Below are 21,539 nucleotides of genomic sequence, written 5' to 3' on the forward strand. Positions count from 1 at the left end.
ACTTAAGTAACGGGGGTAAAAAGATGAAGGGAATCGTATATTGCCGCGTGAGCACCAAAAAAGAAACGCAGGAAACATCATTGCAAAGACAGAAGGAAGAACTGCTTTCTTTAGCAAAGGTTTTAGGAATTGAAGTGGAAAAAATAGTAGAAGAGCAAGCTAGCGGCTATGAGCTTGAACGAGAAGGGGTTTTTGAAATCATTGAAAAAATCTCTACATCTGAAATAGATGCATTATTAATTCAGGATGAAACAAGACTAGGAAGGGGAAATGCGAAAATTGCTTTATTCCATTGGCTCCGGAAACATGAAGTGAAAATTTATTCGATTTCTGACAACGGGGAACTGTCTCTTTCAGATTCAGATAGCATGGTGTTGGATATTGTCGCCATTGTGGAAGAATATCAAAGAAAATTACATAACCTAAAAATAAAAAGGGGGATGAAAAGAGCAGTAAATAATGGCTACAATCCAGCAAAAAACCTCCGTAATATTCACCAAAGTCCTGGTAGAGAGAAGATAGAGGTCCCTGTGGAAGAAATCATTAGACTGAGAAATAACAAACTTACCTTTCATGAAATAGCCGCGACATTAAGAGGTCTTGGTTATTCTGTTTCTAAAGCAACAGTAAACAGGCGCTACCGAGAATACAAAGAAGCCATGGATAGCGGTTTGCTTGTAAAAAAAGAGGACGTTTAGTAAGATAAAACATATCTTCACCTGAAAGAAAGAAGGAGATTTACATGCTATCAAAAGAGAAGATTGCCCGAATTAATGCATTATCCAAAAAGAAAAAAACAACAGGGCTAACAAAAGAAGAAGAAGTAGAACAAAAGAAGCTACGCGAGGAGTATATCAAGACGTTTCGTGCTTCCATGGAAAACACGTTGCAAGGGGTAACGATAGTCGACCCTGAGGGAAATGATGTTACTCCTGAAAAGTTAAAAGAAAGCAAAAAGAATTTAAAGCATTAATCGCTATTTTTCAGAACATTGGAACATACTATTTATGATAAAATAGAATCTTTCCAAGAGAATAAAGAGAAAGAGAAAGGATGGAAAAAATGACACAACAGATAGATCAACTTTCCATTAATACAATTCGTACATTATCCATTGATGCAATTGAGAAGGCAAATTCCGGACATCCAGGGATGCCGATGGGTGCAGCACCTATGGGTTATTCGTTATGGACTAGATTTATGAACCATAACCCTAACAACCCTAATTGGTTTAACAGAGACCGCTTTGTTCTTTCTGCGGGTCATGGTTCGATGTTACTTTACAGTCTCCTGCATTTAGGTGGGTACGACGTTTCCATGGACGACCTGAAAGAATTTCGTCAATGGGGTAGCAAAACACCAGGCCACCCAGAGTTTGGCCACACACCTGGAGTAGATGCTACTACTGGTCCTCTTGGACAAGGTATTGCAATGGGTGTTGGAATGGCAATGGCAGAAAGACACTTAGCTGCAACCTATAATAAAGAGGATATGGAGCTTGTTAATCACTATACATACAGCATTTGTGGTGATGGCGACTTAATGGAAGGGATTTCTGGTGAATCTGCATCCCTTGCTGCACACTTAAAGCTTGGTCGCTTCATCGTTCTTTACGATTCCAACGACATTTCCCTTGATGGCGATTTAGACCGCTCATTCTCTGAGAGTGTGGAGCTACGTTTCAAAGGATATGGCTGGCAATACATTCGTGTAGAGGATGGAAACAATCTTGAAGAAATTGCCGCAGCAGTAGAAGAAGCCCGTAGCGATGTAAACCGCCCAACACTAATTGAGGTAAAAACAACGATTGGTTACGGCTCACCTAACCGCTCTGGTACTTCTGATGTTCACGGAGCTCCTCTTGGCTCTGATGAGCTGAAGCTTACTAAAGAGTATTACAAATGGACATTTGAAAGTGACTTCCATGTACCTGAAGAAGTATATGCTCATTTTAAACAAACAGTCGCGGAAAAAGGGGGAAAAGCTGAAGCAGAATGGAACGAGCTTTTCCAACAATATAAAGAAAAATATCCTGAACTAGGAAATCAATTAGAATCAGCAATGGCTGGTCAACTTCCAGAAGGCTGGGATAAAGACCTTCCTGTATATGAAGAAGGAAAAAGCCTTGCTTCACGTGCTTCCTCTGGTGAAGTGCTAAATGCAATTGCTAAAAATGTCCCTTATTTCTTTGGAGGATCTGCTGACTTAGCGGGCTCCAACAAAACTAATATTAAAAACGAAGCGGACTTTACTGCAGAAGATTACAGTGGACGAAACATTTGGTTTGGTGTTCGTGAATTTGCAATGGGTGCAGCGTTAAATGGGATGGCTTTACACGGTGGTTTAAAAGTATATGGAGGAACATTCTTCGTATTCTCAGACTATCTTCGTCCAGCAATTCGTCTTGCAGCGCTACAGCAACTTCCAGTAACATTTGTGTTTACGCATGATAGCATTGCTGTTGGAGAAGATGGCCCGACTCACGAGCCAATTGAACAACTTCCATCCTTGCGTGCGATGCCAAATCTTTCTGTGATTCGTCCTGCAGATGGAAACGAAACAGCAGCAGCATGGAAGGTTGCAATGGAATCAGAAAAAACTCCAACAGCATTAGTGTTAACACGTCAAAACCTGCCAACAATCAAAGGAACCGATCAAACGGCACTTGAAGGAGTTAGAAAAGGTGCCTATGTCATTTCTGAGTCTGGAAAAGACATTGCCGATGCCTTATTGCTAGCTACTGGGTCTGAGGTTGGACTTGCTGTGGAAGCTCAAAAAGCATTACAACAAGAAGGAATTCATGTATCGGTTGTCAGCATGCCAGCATGGGATCGTTTTGAGCAACAATCCCAAGAATACAAAAATTCCGTCCTGCCAAAAGATGTGAAGAAACGCTTAGGTATTGAAATGGCTACTCCACTAGGCTGGGAGCGTTATACTGGAGACGAAGGGGACGTGCTAGCCATTAACACATTTGGTGCCTCTGCTCCAGGAGAGAGAATTATGAAAGAGTATGGCTTTACTGTTGAAAATGTAGTAGCAAGAGTGAAAGCCTTGCTAGATAAGTAAAAAGTATCGAGACTGCTCGCTAAGGTGAGCAGTCTTTTTTCGTTGTTTAGGAAATTATAAAAAATATGTCTGTGGATATCTGTGAACAAAAGTAGCAGCGTCCACTCCATGCGCCAGCGACTAGCAAACTTCCCTCACCTCCTTACGATAAGGCAACACGAAAAAGCATCCGCTCTTCGTGTTTTCTTTATCTCATACGGCTCAGTGCCACGAAAAGTGAAGCGGCTCGTTCAGCCGCTGCAACTAGACAAAGTTTGTACGTCGCAAAACGGGCGCATTGCCCTTTTGTTCTTCATTCGACTAAAATTGACAAAATAAGTGTAGGTCTTTTTACACTATCAGACAAAATTTTCCTCTTTCATCCCTTATAATAGATAGACTAGGGTATGTGGAGGTGTCAAGATGCGTGAGTATATGATTTATTTAATAGAAGAAGAAATAGCGAAACACTATGCAGGCAATGAAATAAAATTGTTTCAGTTATTTCAACAATATGAACAAGATGAAAGACTCCATAGCATTGTAAAGCAACAAGTAGACTATGTTACCTTAGCAATTCCTGCTATTCAACTACAGCAATCATTAAATAGAGCACTTAAATTGACGAATAACTATCACTCATTCCACCATAAAGTAGAAAAGGAAGATTCGTCTGCAAATCTTATCATTTATGAAAAATATCTAAAACTAATTTCCACCGGCTCTTTTGAAGCGGAGGCGATCTTTTTTGAAGTTATTCGCAAACAAGCCCCTTATTTCCTCGCGATCGATACTAAATCCAAACGATATGGGTGGTTGCAACCAATAAAACAAAGAAAATTTGTTTGATTGTTGGAGAAATGTGACGGAAAATGTTGTATAATTAAATATGGTTTAGTACACTACATGGGTAGACCTAGATTTTGAGGAGGAAATGTTTGATGGAATTATGGCTTGCGATTTTGCTTATTGTATTGGCCCTAATCGGTGGAGTAGCATTAGGATTTTTCATCGCCCGTAAATACATGATGACTTACCTAAAGAAAAACCCGCCAATTAATGAGCAAATGTTACGTGTGATGATGATGCAAATGGGAATGAAACCATCCCAAAAGAAAATTAATCAGATGATGTCTGCGATGAGCAAACAAATGAAATAAATGAGAGAGCACTCCTGTAAATGGGTGCTTTTTCTTTTTGATTTTCTTTCTATGCACGAAGAAAATATCTTTCTAAATTTTTGAATATTTGCTAAACTATTATAGTTACATATAGAAAGATGATAAATCGGGGGAAAAACAATGAGTATTTTTAAGGATCTGTGGTGGTTTTTCAAACAGGAAAGAAGGTCATACATACCTGGTGTAATTCTACTTGCCTTTGTTGCCTTTTTGGAATTAATTCCGCCCAGAATAGTTGGTATGACAGTCGATTATATCGTCGAAGGAACCCTTACAGAGGGTACTATTCTTACATTGATGCTCGTACTACTCGGTACTGCTGTTTTCGTGTATGTGTTTCGATATTTATGGAGAATCTTGATTTTTGGACCAGCCGTACGTTTGTCAAGATTATTGCGAAATAATTTATATGAGCATTTCACGAAAATGTCGCAAAGCTTCTATCAACGTAAACGTGTAGGTGACTTAATGGCACATTCTACAAATGACCTGCAAGCCATTCAGCAAACTGCAGGGGCTGGTGTATTGACACTCGTTGATTCTTTGATGACAGGTGGATTTGTATTAATCGCCATGGCGGCAACCATCAGCTGGAAGCTTACCTTAATTTGTCTAATTCCTCTACCGTTTATGGCGTTGTCGACAAGTTATTATGGATCACTACTTCACAAAACCTTTCATAAAGCTCAGGCAGCATTCTCCTCTCTTAATGATAAAGTACAGGAAAGTGTAAACGGTGTGAAAGTAATTAAAACCTTTGGCCAAGAAAAAGAAGAAATAACGGAGTTTGAAAAACAAGCAGAGGATGTAGTGAAAAAGAATGTAACGGTCGCGAAAATAGACTCCCTGTTTGACCCAACGATTGGGTTGATTATCGGCATCTCCTTTTTCCTTGCGATTGTTTTTGGTTCAAGGTACGTTCTTTTGAATGAAATGACGATTGGTGAATTAATTGCATTCACAACCTATTTAGGATTACTAATCTGGCCGATGCTCGCATTTGGATGGCTTTTCAATATTGTCGAGCGCGGACGTGCTTCCTATGATCGTGTCTCTGCCTTACTTAAAGAAGAAGTAGACATAAAGGATACGGAACATTCCATCACAACGGTTCCAACAGGAAGCATTCGATACCAGGTAGAGGGCTTTACCTATCCTAATGAACAACAGCCATTAATGAAGAATATCAACTTTGAGTTACATCAAGGAGAAACGCTTGGTATTGTTGGAAAAACCGGAAGTGGGAAAACAACATTGTTAAAAATGTTGATTCGTGAATTCGATGGGGTTAATGGAGATATCCGTATAGGAGATATACCTATAAAAAGTCTCACACTAAATTCATTAAGGCAGGTCATAGGCTATGTTCCACAGGATCATTTTCTATTTTCCGCAACGATTGCCGATAATATTGCCTTTGCAGTCCCTGATGCATCATTCGATGATATTATTCAGGCTGCAAAACTCGCTAATATTCACGAAGATATTATTCAATTTTCAGATGGTTATCAAACGATGGTAGGAGAAAGAGGGGTTTCTCTGTCTGGTGGACAAAAGCAAAGGCTATCTATCGCACGGGCACTTCTGATGAATCCTGAAATTCTTATTTTAGATGATTCCTTATCAGCAGTGGATGCGAAAACAGAAGAAAGCATTTTACATGCATTAAAAGAAAACAGACAAGGAAAAACCACGATTATTACCTCGCACCGATTAAGCGCAATCAAACACGCTCAAATTATTTTAGTACTAGAGGATGGGGAAATTGTTCAAAGAGGAACGCATGAAGAGTTAATGAATGAAGTTGGGTGGTATAAGGACATGTATCATCGTCAGCAGTTAGAATCTTTAGTGGAGCATGGGGGTTAGAGAAGAGTGAACAACCAAACAATTACGGCAAAAGAACAACGTCTCGTTTTAAAACGTCTTCTTGGTTATGCTAAGCCTCATACAAAACAATTTGTTTTTGCATTTAGCCTGCTGGTGCTGGCTACCATTGGAGAAATTGTGGGTCCTTTAATTATAAAGATTTTTATCGATGATTATCTCACTCCACAAATAATGGATACAGGCCCAATTGTAACTCTCGCAAGTTTGTATATTGGTATTTTACTCGCGAAAGTAGTCATTACTTACTTTCAGTTATTAAAATTTCAAGAGATTTCATTAAAGATAATTCAAGAGCTGCGAATTGATATTTTTGCGAAGGTACAAAGTCTTGGGTTGAAGTTTTTTGATAAGACGCCTGGGGGAAGTATTGTTTCTAGGGTTACAAATGATACAGAAGCGATAAAGGATATGTTTGTCAGTGTAATTTCTACTTTTGTACAAAATGGCGTATTTTTAATTGGGATTTTTATTGCTATGTTTCTACTTAATGTACAGTTGGCATTCTTTTGTCTTTTAATCATTCCGATTATCTTGGCGATAATGGCCACCTATCGTCATTTTAGTTCGAGATTTTATGCAGACATGCGAGAAAGGCTTAGTCAGCTGAATGCGAAATTGAATGAATCTTTGCAAGGAATGGGGATCATTCAGGTGTTTCGTCAAGAACGCAGACTTCGAAAAGAATTTGCAGACATTAACGAAGCCCATTATCAAGCAGGAGTAAAAAACATTAAGCTAGATGGTTTACTGTTAAGACCTGCGATTGACTTTGTTTATGTATTGTCCCTTATTTTAGTGTTAAGTTATTTTGGCATATCGTCTATAGGCAGTACGATAGAAATTGGGGTACTGTATGCTTTTGTCAATTACTTAGGGAGATTTTTTGAACCTGTTAATCAAATGATGATGCGGTTATCCATGTATCAGCAAGCAATTGTGTCAGCATCAAGGGTTTTTCAATTATTGGACGAAAAAGAGCTTGCACCGACAGCTGTAAACAAACCAAATGAAGCATCTGTCACTTCAGGAAAAATTGAGTTTAAAAATGTGACATTCTCCTATGACGGGAAACGAGATGTGTTAAAAAATATTTCTTTTACCGCAAATCCAGGTGAGACCGTAGCACTTGTTGGCCATACGGGAAGCGGAAAAAGCTCCATTATTAATCTGTTAATGAGGTTCTATGAATATAATCAAGGCGACATATTAATTGATGATTTCTCTTTAAAAGAATGTAAGGAAGAAGAACTGCGAACAAAAATGGGACTTGTCCTTCAGGATCCATTTCTTTTCTATGGTTCCATCAATCACAATATACGTCTGCATAATCCTGCTATTTCAGATGAGGAAATTAAAGATGCTGCTGAATTTGTTCAAGCCGCCCCATTTATCCAAAAGCTTCCTGATCAGTATGAACAATTAGTTGTAGAAAGAGGCTCTACTTTCTCAAGCGGACAGCGCCAACTTATTGCATTTGCCAGAACGATTGCGACCAAGCCGAAAATTCTAGTGCTTGATGAAGCAACAGCGAATATTGATACAGAAACAGAGGAGGCCATTCAAACGGCTCTTGAGAGGATGCGCAAAGGAAGAACGACGATTGCTATTGCTCATAGACTATCTACAATTCAAGATGCCGAGCAAATTCTTGTCTTGCACCAAGGGGAAATTGTGGAGCGTGGAAATCATCAAGAGCTTTTAAATCAAGAGGGACTATATCATAAAATGTACCTTCTTCAAAATGGGCAAACAGAAAAAGTGAAAGATGTTTTAGCACAATAAAGAAAGCATGGTGAGGAACACTCACCATGCTTTTTCATGCGAATTTTTGTATAATTTTATTTAGGAACAATGATATGGTTATACTGGTTTAAAAGCGTGTCAAGCTCCTGACTAAGTTGTAACGTTTTAGAAGAGGACAATCCATATTTTGCGACTATGTCTAGTAGCTCTGCTCGCTTTTTTTCAATTAGTTGAATAAGTTCTTGTTTAGTAGCCAATGTTGAAATTCCTTCCTTCTTCCAATTCGTAACATTATTATACTAAATTTTAGGTGGCAATACAAAGAAAAATTGCAAGTTAATGGGACTTTAATAATTGTTAAACTAGTGAAAAATTACTACAGAATACTGTCACGTTTTCGTCATAGAATGTTAAAAAGATACGGTTTGTTACAGCCATTTTTTTGATACTATTAAAGATATAATTTTTGTAGGAGAAGTGATAGTTATGTCTGGAGATCTCACGTTATTCTTAGCATTTGGTGCAGGGGTGTTGTCTTTTGTATCTCCGTGTACCTTGCCGATATACCCGGCTTTTCTCTCCTATATTACTGGAGTATCCGTTGGAGAATTAAAAGAAGAAAAAGGAATGTTGCAAAAGAGAAGTATTTTACATACATTATTCTTTTTAGTCGGCTTTTCTCTTATTTTTATTGCATTAGGATTTGGTACATCCTTTTTAGGGCGTTTTTTCGTACAGTACCAGGATTTAATCAGGCAGGTTGGAGCCATTCTTATCATCTTTTTTGGGCTAGTTATTCTAGGAGTGTTTCAACCAAAATTCTTGATGCAAGATAAAAAGTTTTCGTTCAAAAATCGACCTTCAGGTTATTTAGGAACGGTATTAATTGGGATGGCCTTTGCAGCTGGGTGGACGCCTTGCTCTGGCCCGATTCTTGGAGCCGTTATTGGAATGTCTTTAAATAATCCATCCTCAGGAATTTACTATATGCTCGCATATGTCTTAGGGTTTGGGGTTCCATTCTTCATTCTTTCGTTCTTCATAGGAAAAATGGAATGGATTAAGCGCAACCATGTGTTAATCATGAAAATTGGCGGGTATGCGATGATCTTTATGGGAGTTATGCTGTTTTTCAATTGGCTGACAAAGATAATCATTTGGCTGACTGCTATTACTGGAGGATTCCAAGGATTTTAAATTGTTTGATATTTTAGTTGATTCCTTTGTCCAAAAAGAGTAAAGTTAAAATTGGGAATACAGGAAAAATAAAACTTTTTTATAGGACATAAGGAGGACTCTGCGTTGGCTAAGGTTTTAGTGGTGGATGATGCAAAGTTTATGAGGCTTACTTTAGGAAACATTTTAACTAAAGCAAACCACACTGTGATCGGTGAAGCAGAGAATGGGAAAGAGGCAGTCGCTCTATACCGCAAAGAACAGCCAGATTTGGTAACGATGGATATCACAATGCCAGAGATGAATGGAATTGATGCGGTGAAGGTCATCCTAAATGACTTCCCAAAAGCAAAAATCATAATGTGTTCGGCTATGGGGCAGCAGCGATTAATCGTGGATGCAATAGAGGCTGGGGCAAAAGATTTTATTGTGAAACCGTTTGATGAGAGCAGGGTGCAAGAAGCAATTAAGAGAGTTTTAGGATAAGTAAACAATCGTGTACATACTTACTGTACACGATTATTTATTTTTAGGGGGAAATATGAAATCAATTTTTAAGATAATGGAAGGGCTTACTATCACTTATTTTTTTACTGTTTTTGTCATATTCACAGGAATAGAAATCTTAAGTATTTTAATAATGGAAGAAGGTGTTAAAAGCTACTACTCCTCCACATTTATGGAAGAATGGAGCTTTTATTTCATTCTTGCTATGATTCTTTTTCTGTTTATCCGGACTTATCATGATTATACGAAATACAGTAAGGTAATGCTTAGTGCCTATATCATTAGTTTTACACTTAGCATCATTTTTACATTAATCACTATTCTTCTTTCTCTTCTTTTTGAAATAGATAGTTATGTAAAAAAAGGAATATTTTCTGATTTTACTATCCTCATTCTCGTACTTCTCTTGTTTATCTTTACAGTGAATAAGCTTAAGCAGATACAAAAAGTCTAGTTTTCCCTTTTAAAATTCTCGTTTTTCGGTATAATAGTAAGGGGTTTAAAAGTTGTGAAAACAAGAGGATGATAAGAAGTGAATACAACACTATCAACGATCTTTGCAATATGTATGGCTTTACTTGTGATAGTTATCCGAATGAAAGCTGCCAAAAAGCCCTCATCAGTAAAGAAAATTGTACTGCCTCCTATCTTTATGAGTACAGGAGCATTAATGTTTTTGTTTCCAGAATTCCGGGTTACCCCTATTCAAATAATAGAGGCACTTACTGTAGGAGCAATATTTTCGATATTCTTGATTAAAACTTCTAAGTTTGAAATGAAGGACAATGATATTTATTTAAAACGGTCCAAAGCATTTGTTTTCATCTTATTAGGGCTTTTAGTAATTAGAATCATTTTAAAATTAGTTTTAAGTACCTCCATCGACATTGGTGAGTTAACAGGAATGTTTTGGTTGTTAGCATTTGGTATGATTGTTCCGTGGCGTGTGGCCATGTACATTAAATACAAGAAATTAGAAAGTGGAGAGCTTTCGCCTTCTGTGAAAACTACCATGTAAAAAAACCTCGGTTATAAGAAACCGAGGTTTTTCTCTAGAATAAATGCTGATAGGGTGTGCGATCGATATTTAAACTGTCTAGCTTTTTGATAAGAAACTTATGGTCCCGCTTTGGTGTTGCTAGTATATACCCGCGAATAACATGCTCGCGGGTAATCTCATTGGCATTTTCTTTATAGGCGAGTTCCCCAATTTTTCCTGCAATTTTTTGCCGGGCAATATCTCGAAACAGTTCAGGTACTGGAGCTACCAATTCCTCGAGTAATTGCTTTAAATCTTGTGGCCAAAGGTGGCGTGTTTTTTCTAAGTAATAATCCTGCCAATCCAACTCGGACTTTCCATCTTCTTTTGGCAGTCTTTTTAAAAATTTGCGGAACATAAAGAATCCTCCAATTGCTAAAAGACCGACCATTGTCACAACCCAAAATAAAATTAACCATAAAAACCATCCGGTTAACATGTTCTACTCCCTCCGAACTCGTTAACATTCTTGTATTATTATACCCGAAACTATTATAATTGCACTAGTAAAACAAATATGTAACCTAATTCATATAAACATTTATTAAAAACGGAGGTGGCAACGTTGAGAAAAATTGGTGCAGTAATTGGCAACATGGGGAAAACGGAAATACTCTCTCAGAGAATTTGTCCCAAGTGCAACCGTGAAGTAAAGCGTGTACGAATGCAAATCATTGGTGGGGAAAATAAAGGTCAATGGCAAGAGTATGAAAATGAATGCGATTGCCGTCTTGCAGAAGAAACCGTACAGGCAGAAAAGCGAAGAAAACATAAATACTTTGAGCAATTTTGTATTATTCCAAGAGAGCTTGAGAATGCTACGTTGGAGAATTTTAAACTAAGTTATTCGAGTCAGAAAGAAGCGCTGGCAAGTACGATGGATTACTTTGATCAGTTTACTGGAAGGGAAAACCTATATTTTTATGGTCGTACGGGCCGGGGTAAAACACATCTTGCTGTTGGGCTGTATAAGTACTTTAAAGAAAACAATATTACCGCAATGTTTTTTGATGTCCCAAAGCTAATGGATACAATTGTGGCATCATGGGATAGTGACTCCGGGTATTCAGAAAGTAAGTTTATGAAGGCGATTGCGGAAGTGGATGTCTTAATTTTAGATGACCTAGGTGTGGAAAGAGTGAGCGAGTGGGTCGACCAAACGATTTATTCTATCCTTAATCAAAGACAGGGTAAGAGTATTGTGTTCACATCCAATATTCACCCAGGGGACTTGACCAAACGTTATGGGGAGCGAATTGCAGATCGTATTAAAAACAAAATGAGTCAAAATCAATTAATTTCTATCGTGACACCAGAAAGCTTCCGAACGAAGGATTTAACAATGTTTAAAGAATAGCACAGAACGCTTCTAAGAAAGAAAACTTCTTTCAGAAGCGTTTTTTATTTGTGTCGACAAATTTTCAAAAAATTGTCTATTTTTGCATTTGAATAAATGGTAAAATTATTCTTATAAAATATAGATAGGGGTGCCTTTAAGAAATGCAAATCCAACTTCTTAAAAAAGAAATGGCAAATGTTATGGTAGGAAAAGATGATGTGGTAGAGCTATTATTTATATCGCTCTTAAATAAAGGTCATGTACTTTTAGAAAGTGTACCTGGCACAGGGAAAACAATGCTAGCAAAAAGTTTCGCCAAAACAATGGATGCAGATTTCAAGCGGATCCAATTTACGCCTGATGTTCTGCCGAGTGATGTGACTGGAATTCAATTTTTCAATCCAAAAGAACAACGCTTTGAGCTCCGTCCTGGTCCTATTATGACAAATGTACTATTAGCAGATGAAATTAACCGTGCTACGCCAAGAACACAATCAAGTTTGCTTGAGGTCATGGAAGAAAGACAAGTCACAATTGACGGAGAAACACTCCCAATTCCTGGTCCTTTTATGGTGTTAGCTACCCAAAATCCAATCGAATCCCAGCAAGGAACGTTTCCATTACCAGAAGCACAGATGGATCGCTTTTTTATGATGATTGACCTTGGCTATCCAACAAAGGATGAAGAAAAGGAAATCATGAATAAATACCGCTTAGATGAACCGATTAAGCAATTGAGATCATTTTTGTCCAAACAAGAGATTATAGAGCTTCAGGAACAGGTGAAGCAGGTGAAAGTTTCTTCTACTTTACAAGATTACATATTGGAAATTGTTCATTCCACTCGAAGTCATGATGAAATAGAATTAGGAGTAAGTCCAAGGGGAACGTTAGCATTAATGAAAGCAGCCCAAGGTGCAGCTTTCGTTAATGGAAGAGAATTCATTACACCAGAAGATGTGAAAAAGATGGCTCCACATGTATTAAGTCATCGCATTGTTCTTACCATGGAAGGGTCTTTAAAGAAAACGAATCGACAAATTGTAAATGAAGTGCTCTCCTTGATTGCTGTTCCTGTGGAGGCGGCACAGTAAGGATGAAAAAATGGAATCAACAAGTAGATAACCTTTCCTACCATGTGTATTTCCGAGCATGTGCATTCGTTATTATCGCCATCGGCTTCTTCACCGGGCATACAATTCTCTTTTTACTTGGTTCCGCTTATCTAATGTATTTCCTTGTTTCTTATTTTTATATGGAGAAAGTGGGAGAAAAGCTGCAATTATCGATTGTCACGGAGAAGATCAAAGTTTTTCCTGGTGAAACAGGAGTGGTGAAAATCAACATTCAGCAGCATTCATGGCTTCCAATTTTTAATGGAAAAATCCACTTAGTAGTGGATAACAATATTCAGTTTGAAAATGGAGACATTCGTACAAGAGTATGTCAACTTAACCTTCCTTTCTCTTTAATGGGAAGAAGTGAGCTTGAAATAGAAGTGCCTTTTGTTGCCAGAACAAGAGGAATTGCAAGGTTTCACCAAATAGAAGTCCAAATTGCTAATTTTCTTGATGGTGGCAAAGTGTATTTAAAGAAGAGTGATGTAACCAAGTTTGAAGCCCTGGTGTATTCAGAGCAACAAGTTGTTCATGGACTTGAAAAGATTTTTCCACGTAATCAAGGGTCATACCCTTCAAGATCTTCCATATTTGAAGATCACACCAATATTGTCGGGACAAGGGACTATGTAAACGGGGATTCTTTTAACAAGATTCATTGGAAAGCTTCCGCAAGAATGAATCAGCTTCAGACAAAATTGCATGAAAAAACCTTGCAGTTTTCTTGGCTAATTGTGTTTGATGTGCGATCAGCTAATTTGGAAAAAAGAATAAAGGGTGTCACCTTTCTTCTGAATCATGCAGCCAAACACCATATTCCGTTTTCCTTCCTTATAAATATAAAGAAAAAGGGAACACCAAGTTATTTTGAATTACCGTATGGAAGTGGTAAACAGCATCTTCAAACAGCCTTAACTATTTTGGCAAGATTGCAGGGAAATAGTATAAGCATTAGCATGAAAAGTTTTGAGCGCGTTGCTTATCAACATGCACTTACCTCCCCTTATGTTATTTTGTGTGCAGACGAAGAAAGGCTGCATGGCTGGAAGTTACCTTCTTCAACAAGCGTCTACATATTAGATGATCGTTGTAATCTAAGCTATTGGCAGAGACTTGAGAGAAAGGAGGCTGCAAATGGTTAAGCTCTGGCGAAACACGGTTCATTTGTTACTTGAAGTAAACATTTTTTACTTTTTTATTTTGTTGATGTATTTGGATTCAGGGACATTACCATCCATGCTTAGTGTATTACTTCCTGTTGCGATCTCGATTTTCATTTTTGAATTTCTATCAGGAAAACTACCAAGCACCTATGTTTCGATCATGCTTATCGGACCTATTTTAGCAATTTTTCCCTTTCTCACATCGTATAGCTTAGGGCTTTCCCTTATTATTGGCTTTTTTATCAGCTTTAGGAGCTTTATGCACATAGTAGAGGAGAGACCATTGTCTACCTTTGTTTTATTAATCATCTCTTTCATTTGGATGCCATTTGTTTATGCTGGTGGGGTGTTAGTGGAGTATCCGCACGGTTTGACTTTAATGGTTCTGTTTGGAATGCAGCTTCTGTTAGTAGTGATGTTATATAGTGGAACGGCTGTATTGAATTTAAAAGGCAATGCTTATATGCAAAAAAGGGTGATGCTAACCACTACTATGGTTGTCGGAGGTATTTTAGCAGCCGCTATCTTTTTTTCCACTCTTGGAAAATGGGTCATTACCTTTGTTTTATCCTTTTTTGGACAAGGTGTGAGCCAGGTTTTTAATTTTCTTTCACGACCCATTTTTTACTTGTTAGGTTTGCATGACTGGACACCAAAGAGCAAAGCACAACTTGAAGAAGGAGGGATAGCAGACGGTGAAACAGAAGGGGTTGAGCTAGTAAACGTTGATCCAAACATGGATAACCCTCTCTTTATTGGAATAGTTGTGTTTATTACACTAATCATTCTCTATCTTCTATTAAACAAACGAAAGGTGATAAAAAAGAAAGCAGAGCAACAAGCAGAAGAGCAATATCGAACTACAATGTCTAAAATAGGAGGAAGTTGGTTTCCTACTCGAAAAAGACAAAAACCTCCTGAAGATGAAGTTCGTAAGTTAATGTTTGATTTAGAGCAATTAGCGATTAAGAAAAATCGAGGTCGATTTGCTAATGAAACGTTAGAAGAGTGGATAAAACGCGAGACCACCTTTAATAAAGACTTTATTGCTCTCTATGCCAAAGTTCGATATGGCGAATTGAGTTTAAGTCCTGAGGAAGTAGAAGCTTGTAAGCACATGGCTAAGGAAATTCGTGAGGTCATGAAGCAATGGAAAAAAGCAAGTTAATCGTGGTAGAAGAAAACAGTGTGCCGAGAAGGCCACTGTTTTTTTCAGTTATCCATTGATGTAATTGGATAATGAAGATGCCAAACATCAAATTCCGCCATATTTCCTCATATTTCACGATTTTTCCCCTTGAGTTGGAATTATAAGAAAGTCGATATTAATGGTAGCGTTTACACTCACTATCTGAGAGCCATACACACTAATTGCAGCTAGCCCCTTGAATCACAATCTCTACATGTTACGATAATAAACGTTGTTATAAACCGAACGGACAGAGGGGCGATTAGATGTTAAGAGAAAAAGTTATTGGATTTATTGGAGCAGGATCTATGGCAGAAGCGATGATTTCAGGAATTGTTGCAAGTAAAATCATCCCTGCTAAAAATGTTGTTGTTAGTAACAGATCAAATGAAGAGAGATTAATCGAACTTGAAAATAAATACGGTATTCGTGGCGTAACGAAGGCAAATCTAAATATGAAAGAGTTGGATATCATCGTCCTTGCCATGAAACCGAAAGACATAGAAGTTGCATTAGCTTCTTTAAAAGATGAATTACAACCAAAACAGCTATTACTTTCCGTTTTAGCCGGAATTACAACCGGTTATATGGAGGATGGCTTGAATCCTGGTCAGCCGGTGATAAGAGTGATGCCAAACACTTCTAGTATGATTGGCGAATCGGCAACTGCGATTTCAGCTGGTAAACACGTTGGCATGGACCATATTGTAGATACAAAAGTCATCCTAGAGACAATTGGCCGTGTGTACAGCATTGAAGAAGAGCAAATGGATGTGTTTACAGGGGTTGCAGGTAGCGGTCCAGCATATTTCTACTATTTAATGGAGCACATGGAGAAAACAGCAAAAGAAGCAGGCCTTGATGAAGAGGTTACCCGTGATGTGGTTGCTCAAACCATATTAGGTGCTGCAAAAATGCTACAGGAAAAACAAGAAGAGCCAGCAAGCTTACGCAAGAAAGTAACATCACCAAATGGAACAACTGCAGCTGGCCTTGATGCGTTAAGTGAAAATGGTGGAGGAAAAGCCATCTCAGCTGCCATTAAAGGTGCAGCAGAACGTTCCAAAGAAATAAGTGCGGAAAAAGAAAAAGAATTAGTATTACAGTAAACTTTCAAACTTAGATTTAACAGGAGTGATTGAATGACCCCGAACAAAAATACGAAACGGGTTGTAATTAAAATTGGCAGTAGTTCCTTAACAAGCTCTCACGGTGAAATCAGCAGAAGAAAGCTAGAGCGTCTTGTTGATGAAGTGGCACAATTGAAGGATTTAGGCTATGAGGTATTATTAGTATCCTCAGGAGCAGTTGCAGCAGGCTATCGGAAGCTAGGCTGCCTTGATAGACCAACCAGTTTACCAGAAAAGCAAGCGGCAGCATCAATTGGCCAAGGCTTGCTGATGGAGGCATATAGCGAGCTGTTTTTATCAAATGGTTATGTTGCCTCTCAAATATTAATTACTAGAGAAGATTTTTCGGATGAAAATCGCTACAATAACGCGCGTAATACTGCAAATGTTCTTCTAGAGCGTGGTATTGTACCGATCGTCAATGAAAATGACACCGTCACGGTAAACAGACTCAAGTTTGGCGATAACGACACACTTTCAGCAAAAGTGGCTGGATTAGTGGATGCCGACCTTTTAATCATTTTATCTGATATTGACGGACTATATGATGCAGATCCTAGAAAAGATCCAGACGCTACACTACTTCGTAAAGTCGAAGAGATAACGCAAGAAATTGAGGCAGCTGCCGGAGATTCTGGTAGCGCAGTAGGAACTGGCGGAATGAAATCTAAGATTGATGCAGTGAAAATTGCGATGGCTTCTGGGATACCAGCATTTCTTGGAAGAGCAGGTGTCCCAAACATCTTACTTCAAGCTGTTGAAAAACAGGCAACAGGCACGTACTTTGAATCAAAAGATACGAGCATTAATCTCAATCACAAGAAACAATGGATTGCTTTTAACTCCGGACCAGAAGGAGAAGTCATTCTTTCAGAAGGCGCAGATTTATCCATGCTTGGAAAAAAACATTTATTGCCTTCAAACATTAGCCAAGTAATTGGTGATTTCGAAGAAGGATCTGTTGTTAGAATTCTTGATTTCGAAGGCAACAGAATCGGACTTGGAGTGGTGAACTACTCCTCTGAGCAATTAAAAGAATATGATGTCACACCAGAAGAGTTTACGGAAGAAGTTGTCAAAAACGATAATATGGTATGTCATTTAGAAACATCTATCCCAGTAGGAATATAATTCAAGGAGGAATTGGATGTCTTTATTAGTAGAGACAAATGTTGAAGCACAAGCGATTGAAGCACAAGCGATTGAAGCAAAGAAAGCTGCAAAAGTGGTGAGCTTATTATCCACTTCAGAAAAAAACGATATTTTAAAACACGTTGCCAACACGTTAGAAGGTAATGTCTCTCATATTTTAGAAGCGAATAATAAAGATTTGGAAAAAGGTCGTGAAAAAGGCTACACCGAGGCTTATATGGATCGTCTTGCCTTATCAGAAGACCGCATTGCTGACTTTGCAAATGGCTTAAGAGAGGTTGCAGAGTTAGAGGATCCTGTTGGAGATATTTTATCTAACTGGACGTTAGAAAATGGACTGCAAGTAGAGAAAGTAAGAGTTCCTCTTGGGGTTATCGGCATGATTTATGAAGCTCGTCCGAATGTAACAGTCGACGCAACAGGACTAGCATTGAAATCAGGAAACGCCATTGTTTTAAAAGGTGGTTCTTCTGCAATCAACTCTAATCAAGCTATTGTTGAGGTCATTCATAAGGCTCTAAAAACGACCGCAATTCCACAAGAAGCTGTCCAATTTATTGCTAGTACGGACCGGAAAGCTACTCAAGAGCTTTTCACCATGAAGGAGCATATTGATGTGCTTATTCCACGTGGAGGTGGCTCTCTCATCAATGCTGTTGTGGAAAATGCAACGGTCCCTGTATTAGAAACAGGCGTTGGAAACTGCCACTTATATGTGGATAAAGATGCTGAAGTTGAGAAAGCACTATCCATTATTGTTAATGCGAAAACCGATCGTCCTGCTGTGTGTAATGCAGCAGAAACACTGATTGTGCATGAGGCTTGGTTAAAGGAAAACAAAGAAGCCTTAATCGATAAGTTAAAAGCACAAAACATTACCGTTCATGGTGATGAAAAAGCAGTTGCAATCTTTCCAGGAGCTGAACCTGCAGGAGAAGAAGACTGGGCAAATGAATATTTGAGCCTAGATATCGCCATCAAAGTAGTTTCTGATGTGGATGAGGCAATTGATCATATTGATCAGTACGGAACAAAGCACTCTGAATCCATTATCACAGAAAGCAAAGAAACTGCAGAAAGATTCATGAAATTAGTCGATGCTGCAGCAGTTTATCACAATGCATCCACTCGTTTTACTGACGGCGGAGCATTAGGGTTTGGCGCAGAAATTGGAATTTCCACACAAAAGCTACATGCTCGTGGACCAATGGGATTGCCTGCCCTAACAACCGTTAAATTCCAGATGACTGGTGACGGACAAATTAGATAAATAAAAAAGCTTGCCTTTTAAAGGCAGGCTTTTTTTGTGAGACAAAGACGATTTTTGCTAAAAAAAGGAATTCCTTGTCGATGTGTAGAAAGTTTAATGATAGAAAGGGGGATAATATGCAAAATAAAATAGAAGTGGCACTTAGAATATTAGGAATAGCTGTCATTAGTTTAGGAATCATTATCGCTTTCATTATTGGTACAGAATCACAAAGCTTTACATTGTTCTTTTCGTCAATCTTGACCTCTTTGATCTCTGGTTTTGTCCTACTGGGTCTTGCAGAAATCATTAAGTACCTGGAGTTAATCTACATAAAACTAAATCCACTGTATAAACAAACCAGTCTAAATTCATTAACATCGAAACAGGAGGATGTAGAGAATCTAAAAGCTAATCCGCTAGGGTCAAAGGAAGAAGAGGATATAAAAAAATTCCTCCAATCAAACCATATATCTGTCGAGAAAATTTTTGCTACACCTTTTGAAGATTGGTTTATTATTGTCACCAATCAAGAACGTATCTTGGTAGAAATGGGTGGATTCACACCTAAAATAATCCCTAATGAAAAGTGGCCATCTAATCTTCAAACGTGGTACGAAGCAAATAAAGAGACCTTGCAGTGAGTTTTGGTGCAAGGTCTCTTTATTTAACTCTATTTGCAAAAGGCTGTTTTCACAAACTTTGTTGCTACTTTTTATAGTTAAGATACCCGTAATCAATGTTGCTGTCGTACTCTTTTCGTGGAGGTAGTGTTAAACATGTGGCAATTTTACTTTACATAATCATTGGAAAAAGTCTTAAAGCCGACTATTCCTAGTTAATAGCAATAATCTAGAAAAAAGATTTGCAAAATGATAGATTTGACCATTATATTAACCCTATCAATTTTGAATTACTAGAATAGTATAGAGTAGCTCCTAGAAAAGGAGGTGTAAAAATGGCAGAAAAAACGTTTAACAACCGTAGTGCAGCGAGCTTGCAGGTAACACTTCTTGTGCGTCAAGGATCAAACCCAGCCAATTATGCTGGAGAAGTAAACTTTACCTTAGCTCCTGGACAAACGAGAACAATTTTTTACGGAAGTGAGGAAAATCCCTTTCTAAATGGAATTGTATTATCAACAAACTTCAACGGAGATATCTATAATAAAACTCAACTAGTGACTGTTAGGGGAACATTGTATGACAATCTATTGAACACTAATAGCATCCTCGATATCATTCCAATCTCCACCGACTATGTATTGTTTGGACGCAATCCCAATTCAGCAGATAGTGAAAGCAAACCTCGTGTGTAAAAAAGTATGAAAAAATGCCCAGGGCTCACTGGGCATTTTTTTCATCGATCATTTTATTGTACTTTAAGATTCCTTCAAAAGCCTGAAGAAAATCATCTACTGCCTTGTTTCTCCATTTTAGCTCCGAAGGGTAGAACATTTCACGATAGCGGCTATTCAAAATTCTCGTTGATGTTTTGTTTTTAGAGCCATGCTGAGCCAATTGATTTTCCATGATTGTTCTTTTGACCGAATCAACGGAGGCGAGTAATCCGTCCCCCATCGTTCCAAACTCAAAGGTTGTTGCAAATAGGTTTTTTGATGGAGCAATGTCCTCTTTTAACTGCACAAAATATTCAGGTACATCACCATTGGTTGTGTAAAATTCTTCAGAGTCTGGCGTGAAAACAAGCGGATAGTGAAAAGCTTCTTGCGCTTCCTCCTGTGTCATGGTTTCTTTACCTGAGCTGAAAATGCTCATCTGATACCTTGGCCCGTAACCGGTATGAAGGTCAACAAGCATAATGTTTTTGTATTCACTCTGTAAAATGTTTTGAAATAATTTTTTTACATATTGGGTGGAGGGCTCATCGCTATTGCCTCCATAATATACGCCTTCAGGCTGTGTATATTGCCCTGTTAGCAAAGCTTTTTCAATTTTTGCGCTTCCATCTGTTATGACTGTCTTTAGTATTTCTCCGTAAAATCCTGCATCTCTCCATGCGATGTTCCCAACGGGTTTTTCAGGCTGTAAAAATCCTTTTAAGTCCTCATATTCAGAATTCATATCTTTGTCAAATGAATCCCAATCATAAATAAAATTCCTATTAAGGTCTACGTTATTCTCGTTATATCTGCGCATTTCTTTCATCCCGATCGGGTTAATAGAATGTACGAGCACAATTCCGGTGTTTTCGGCATGTAATTGCCTGGATATATCCTGTAAAAAGACATCCATCATTGCCGAACCAACGTACCCTTCTACACCATGTACACCTGAGGTTAGAACAATTAAATTCGTTTTTGATTGATTTGCATTGGCCCACCAAAGATCGATCGTGGCTTCTTGTTCAATTGTATAGGCCTCATGTGAAACGTCATTCCATGTTTGTGTTAATGATTCTTCGTATTGAAGAAAGCGGCTTTTTGATTCTTCATAGGAATTAATAAAATGATCGGAGCTTTCTGGTGGTGTTTCAAGTGTCGTTAGAATGATGAGTGGAAGAATGAAATGAAGGAAAAGAAAGAAAACAAAAATAAAGAAGAGGAATTTTACGGGTTTCTTTTTCAAAACAGACAAGGAATCAGCCTCCTGTAT

At 38.2% G+C, this 21,539-nt stretch carries 23 protein-coding genes; 20 read left to right on the top strand and 3 right to left on the bottom strand.

The window, feature by feature from the left end; translation table 11 throughout:
• Positions 1-23: 23 nt before the first annotated feature.
• The 7 genes from FIU87_RS09700 (at position 24) to FIU87_RS09730 (ending at position 7,901) form a co-directional block, all read left to right on the top strand.
• Positions 24-698: a YneB family resolvase-like protein gene (locus FIU87_RS09700; RefSeq protein WP_152444404.1), complete on the top strand. Its 675-nt coding sequence runs from the start codon at positions 24-26 to the stop codon at positions 696-698.
• A gap of 44 nt (positions 699-742) precedes the next feature.
• On the top strand, positions 743-973 hold the full coding sequence (locus FIU87_RS09705) for a DUF896 domain-containing protein (protein ID WP_152444405.1): 231 nt from the start codon (positions 743-745) through the stop codon (positions 971-973).
• A gap of 89 nt (positions 974-1,062) precedes the next feature.
• Positions 1,063-3,069 (top strand): transketolase, encoded by a 2,007-nt coding sequence (tkt, locus tag FIU87_RS09710; RefSeq protein WP_152444406.1) that lies wholly within the window; start codon positions 1,063-1,065, stop codon positions 3,067-3,069.
• 402 nt (positions 3,070-3,471) lie between these two features.
• Positions 3,472-3,897 (top strand): sporulation inhibitor of replication protein SirA, encoded by a 426-nt coding sequence (sirA, locus tag FIU87_RS09715; protein WP_152444407.1) that lies wholly within the window; start codon positions 3,472-3,474, stop codon positions 3,895-3,897.
• Between the two features lie 92 nt (positions 3,898-3,989).
• Positions 3,990-4,208, top strand: a complete 219-nt coding sequence (locus FIU87_RS09720) for a YneF family protein (RefSeq protein WP_152446495.1) — start codon at positions 3,990-3,992, stop codon at positions 4,206-4,208.
• 141 nt (positions 4,209-4,349) lie between these two features.
• Entirely contained in the window at positions 4,350-6,098 is a 1,749-nt protein-coding gene (locus tag FIU87_RS09725; RefSeq protein ID WP_152444408.1) for an ABC transporter transmembrane domain-containing protein, read from the top strand.
• Positions 6,099-6,104: 6 nt separating this feature from the next.
• The gene (locus tag FIU87_RS09730; RefSeq protein ID WP_152444409.1) at positions 6,105-7,901 is read left to right on the top strand and encodes an ABC transporter ATP-binding protein; all 1,797 of its coding nucleotides are present in this window, start codon (positions 6,105-6,107) and stop codon (positions 7,899-7,901) included.
• A 56-nt stretch (positions 7,902-7,957) separates the two neighbouring features.
• On the opposite strand, the gene FIU87_RS09735 is transcribed toward FIU87_RS09730, so the two are convergent.
• Positions 7,958-8,119 carry an aspartyl-phosphate phosphatase Spo0E family protein gene (locus tag FIU87_RS09735; protein ID WP_152444410.1) on the bottom strand — a complete coding sequence of 54 codons (162 nt, stop codon included), beginning with the start codon at positions 8,117-8,119 and terminating at the stop codon, positions 7,958-7,960.
• Positions 8,120-8,348: 229 nt separating this feature from the next.
• On the opposite strand from FIU87_RS09735, the gene FIU87_RS09740 reads away from it, so the two are divergent.
• The 4 genes from FIU87_RS09740 (at position 8,349) to FIU87_RS09755 (ending at position 10,563) form a co-directional block, all read left to right on the top strand.
• A complete protein-coding gene (locus tag FIU87_RS09740) occupies positions 8,349-9,059 on the top strand; it encodes a cytochrome c biogenesis CcdA family protein (protein WP_152444411.1) in 711 nt (236 codons plus the stop codon).
• 105 nt (positions 9,060-9,164) lie between these two features.
• Positions 9,165-9,524, top strand: coding sequence for a response regulator (locus tag FIU87_RS09745; protein WP_152444412.1), 360 nt, complete (start codon positions 9,165-9,167; stop codon positions 9,522-9,524).
• 55 nt (positions 9,525-9,579) lie between these two features.
• Positions 9,580-9,999 carry a hypothetical protein gene (locus FIU87_RS09750; protein ID WP_152444413.1) on the top strand — a complete coding sequence of 140 codons (420 nt, stop codon included), beginning with the start codon at positions 9,580-9,582 and terminating at the stop codon, positions 9,997-9,999.
• 78 nt (positions 10,000-10,077) lie between these two features.
• Positions 10,078-10,563 (top strand): CcdC family protein, encoded by a 486-nt coding sequence (locus FIU87_RS09755; protein ID WP_152444414.1) that lies wholly within the window; start codon positions 10,078-10,080, stop codon positions 10,561-10,563.
• A gap of 34 nt (positions 10,564-10,597) precedes the next feature.
• On the opposite strand, the gene FIU87_RS09760 is transcribed toward FIU87_RS09755, so the two are convergent.
• On the bottom strand, positions 10,598-11,023 hold the full coding sequence (locus tag FIU87_RS09760; protein WP_152444415.1) for a DUF2621 domain-containing protein: 426 nt from the start codon (positions 11,021-11,023) through the stop codon (positions 10,598-10,600).
• A gap of 126 nt (positions 11,024-11,149) precedes the next feature.
• Between FIU87_RS09760 and FIU87_RS09765 the strand changes: the two genes are divergently transcribed.
• From FIU87_RS09765 to FIU87_RS09805, 9 genes are all read left to right on the top strand, one after another.
• Entirely contained in the window at positions 11,150-11,941 is a 792-nt protein-coding gene (locus tag FIU87_RS09765) for an ATP-binding protein (RefSeq protein ID WP_152444416.1), read from the top strand.
• A gap of 143 nt (positions 11,942-12,084) precedes the next feature.
• Positions 12,085-13,017 carry an AAA family ATPase gene (locus FIU87_RS09770; protein WP_152444417.1) on the top strand — a complete coding sequence of 311 codons (933 nt, stop codon included), beginning with the start codon at positions 12,085-12,087 and terminating at the stop codon, positions 13,015-13,017.
• Between the two features lie 2 nt (positions 13,018-13,019).
• Complete coding sequence (locus FIU87_RS09775) at positions 13,020-14,183, top strand: DUF58 domain-containing protein (RefSeq protein WP_152444418.1); 1,164 nt, start codon at positions 13,020-13,022, stop codon at positions 14,181-14,183.
• Positions 14,176-15,372 (top strand): hypothetical protein, encoded by a 1,197-nt coding sequence (locus tag FIU87_RS09780; protein ID WP_152444419.1) that lies wholly within the window; start codon positions 14,176-14,178, stop codon positions 15,370-15,372. Before FIU87_RS09775 ends, FIU87_RS09780 begins: the two co-directional genes overlap by 8 nt.
• A gap of 287 nt (positions 15,373-15,659) precedes the next feature.
• On the top strand, positions 15,660-16,502 hold the full coding sequence (gene proC, locus FIU87_RS09785) for a pyrroline-5-carboxylate reductase (RefSeq protein ID WP_152444420.1): 843 nt from the start codon (positions 15,660-15,662) through the stop codon (positions 16,500-16,502).
• Positions 16,503-16,535: 33 nt separating this feature from the next.
• Positions 16,536-17,654, top strand: coding sequence for a glutamate 5-kinase (proB, locus tag FIU87_RS09790; RefSeq protein WP_152444421.1), 1,119 nt, complete (start codon positions 16,536-16,538; stop codon positions 17,652-17,654).
• 16 nt (positions 17,655-17,670) lie between these two features.
• Positions 17,671-18,945, top strand: coding sequence for a glutamate-5-semialdehyde dehydrogenase (locus FIU87_RS09795; RefSeq protein WP_152444422.1), 1,275 nt, complete (start codon positions 17,671-17,673; stop codon positions 18,943-18,945).
• Between the two features lie 116 nt (positions 18,946-19,061).
• Positions 19,062-19,568 (top strand): hypothetical protein, encoded by a 507-nt coding sequence (locus FIU87_RS09800; RefSeq protein ID WP_152444423.1) that lies wholly within the window; start codon positions 19,062-19,064, stop codon positions 19,566-19,568.
• Positions 19,569-19,882: 314 nt separating this feature from the next.
• Positions 19,883-20,242, top strand: a complete 360-nt coding sequence (locus FIU87_RS09805; protein WP_152444424.1) for a hypothetical protein — start codon at positions 19,883-19,885, stop codon at positions 20,240-20,242.
• 25 nt (positions 20,243-20,267) lie between these two features.
• Here the strand turns inward: FIU87_RS09805 and FIU87_RS09810 are convergent, their stop codons facing one another.
• A complete protein-coding gene (locus FIU87_RS09810; RefSeq protein WP_172971012.1) occupies positions 20,268-21,521 on the bottom strand; it encodes a M14 family metallopeptidase in 1,254 nt (417 codons plus the stop codon).
• Positions 21,522-21,539 lie beyond the last annotated feature (18 nt).

Source organism: Bacillus sp. THAF10, from assembly GCF_009363695.1.
GTDB lineage: Bacteria > Bacillota > Bacilli > Bacillales > Bacillaceae_I > Sutcliffiella_A.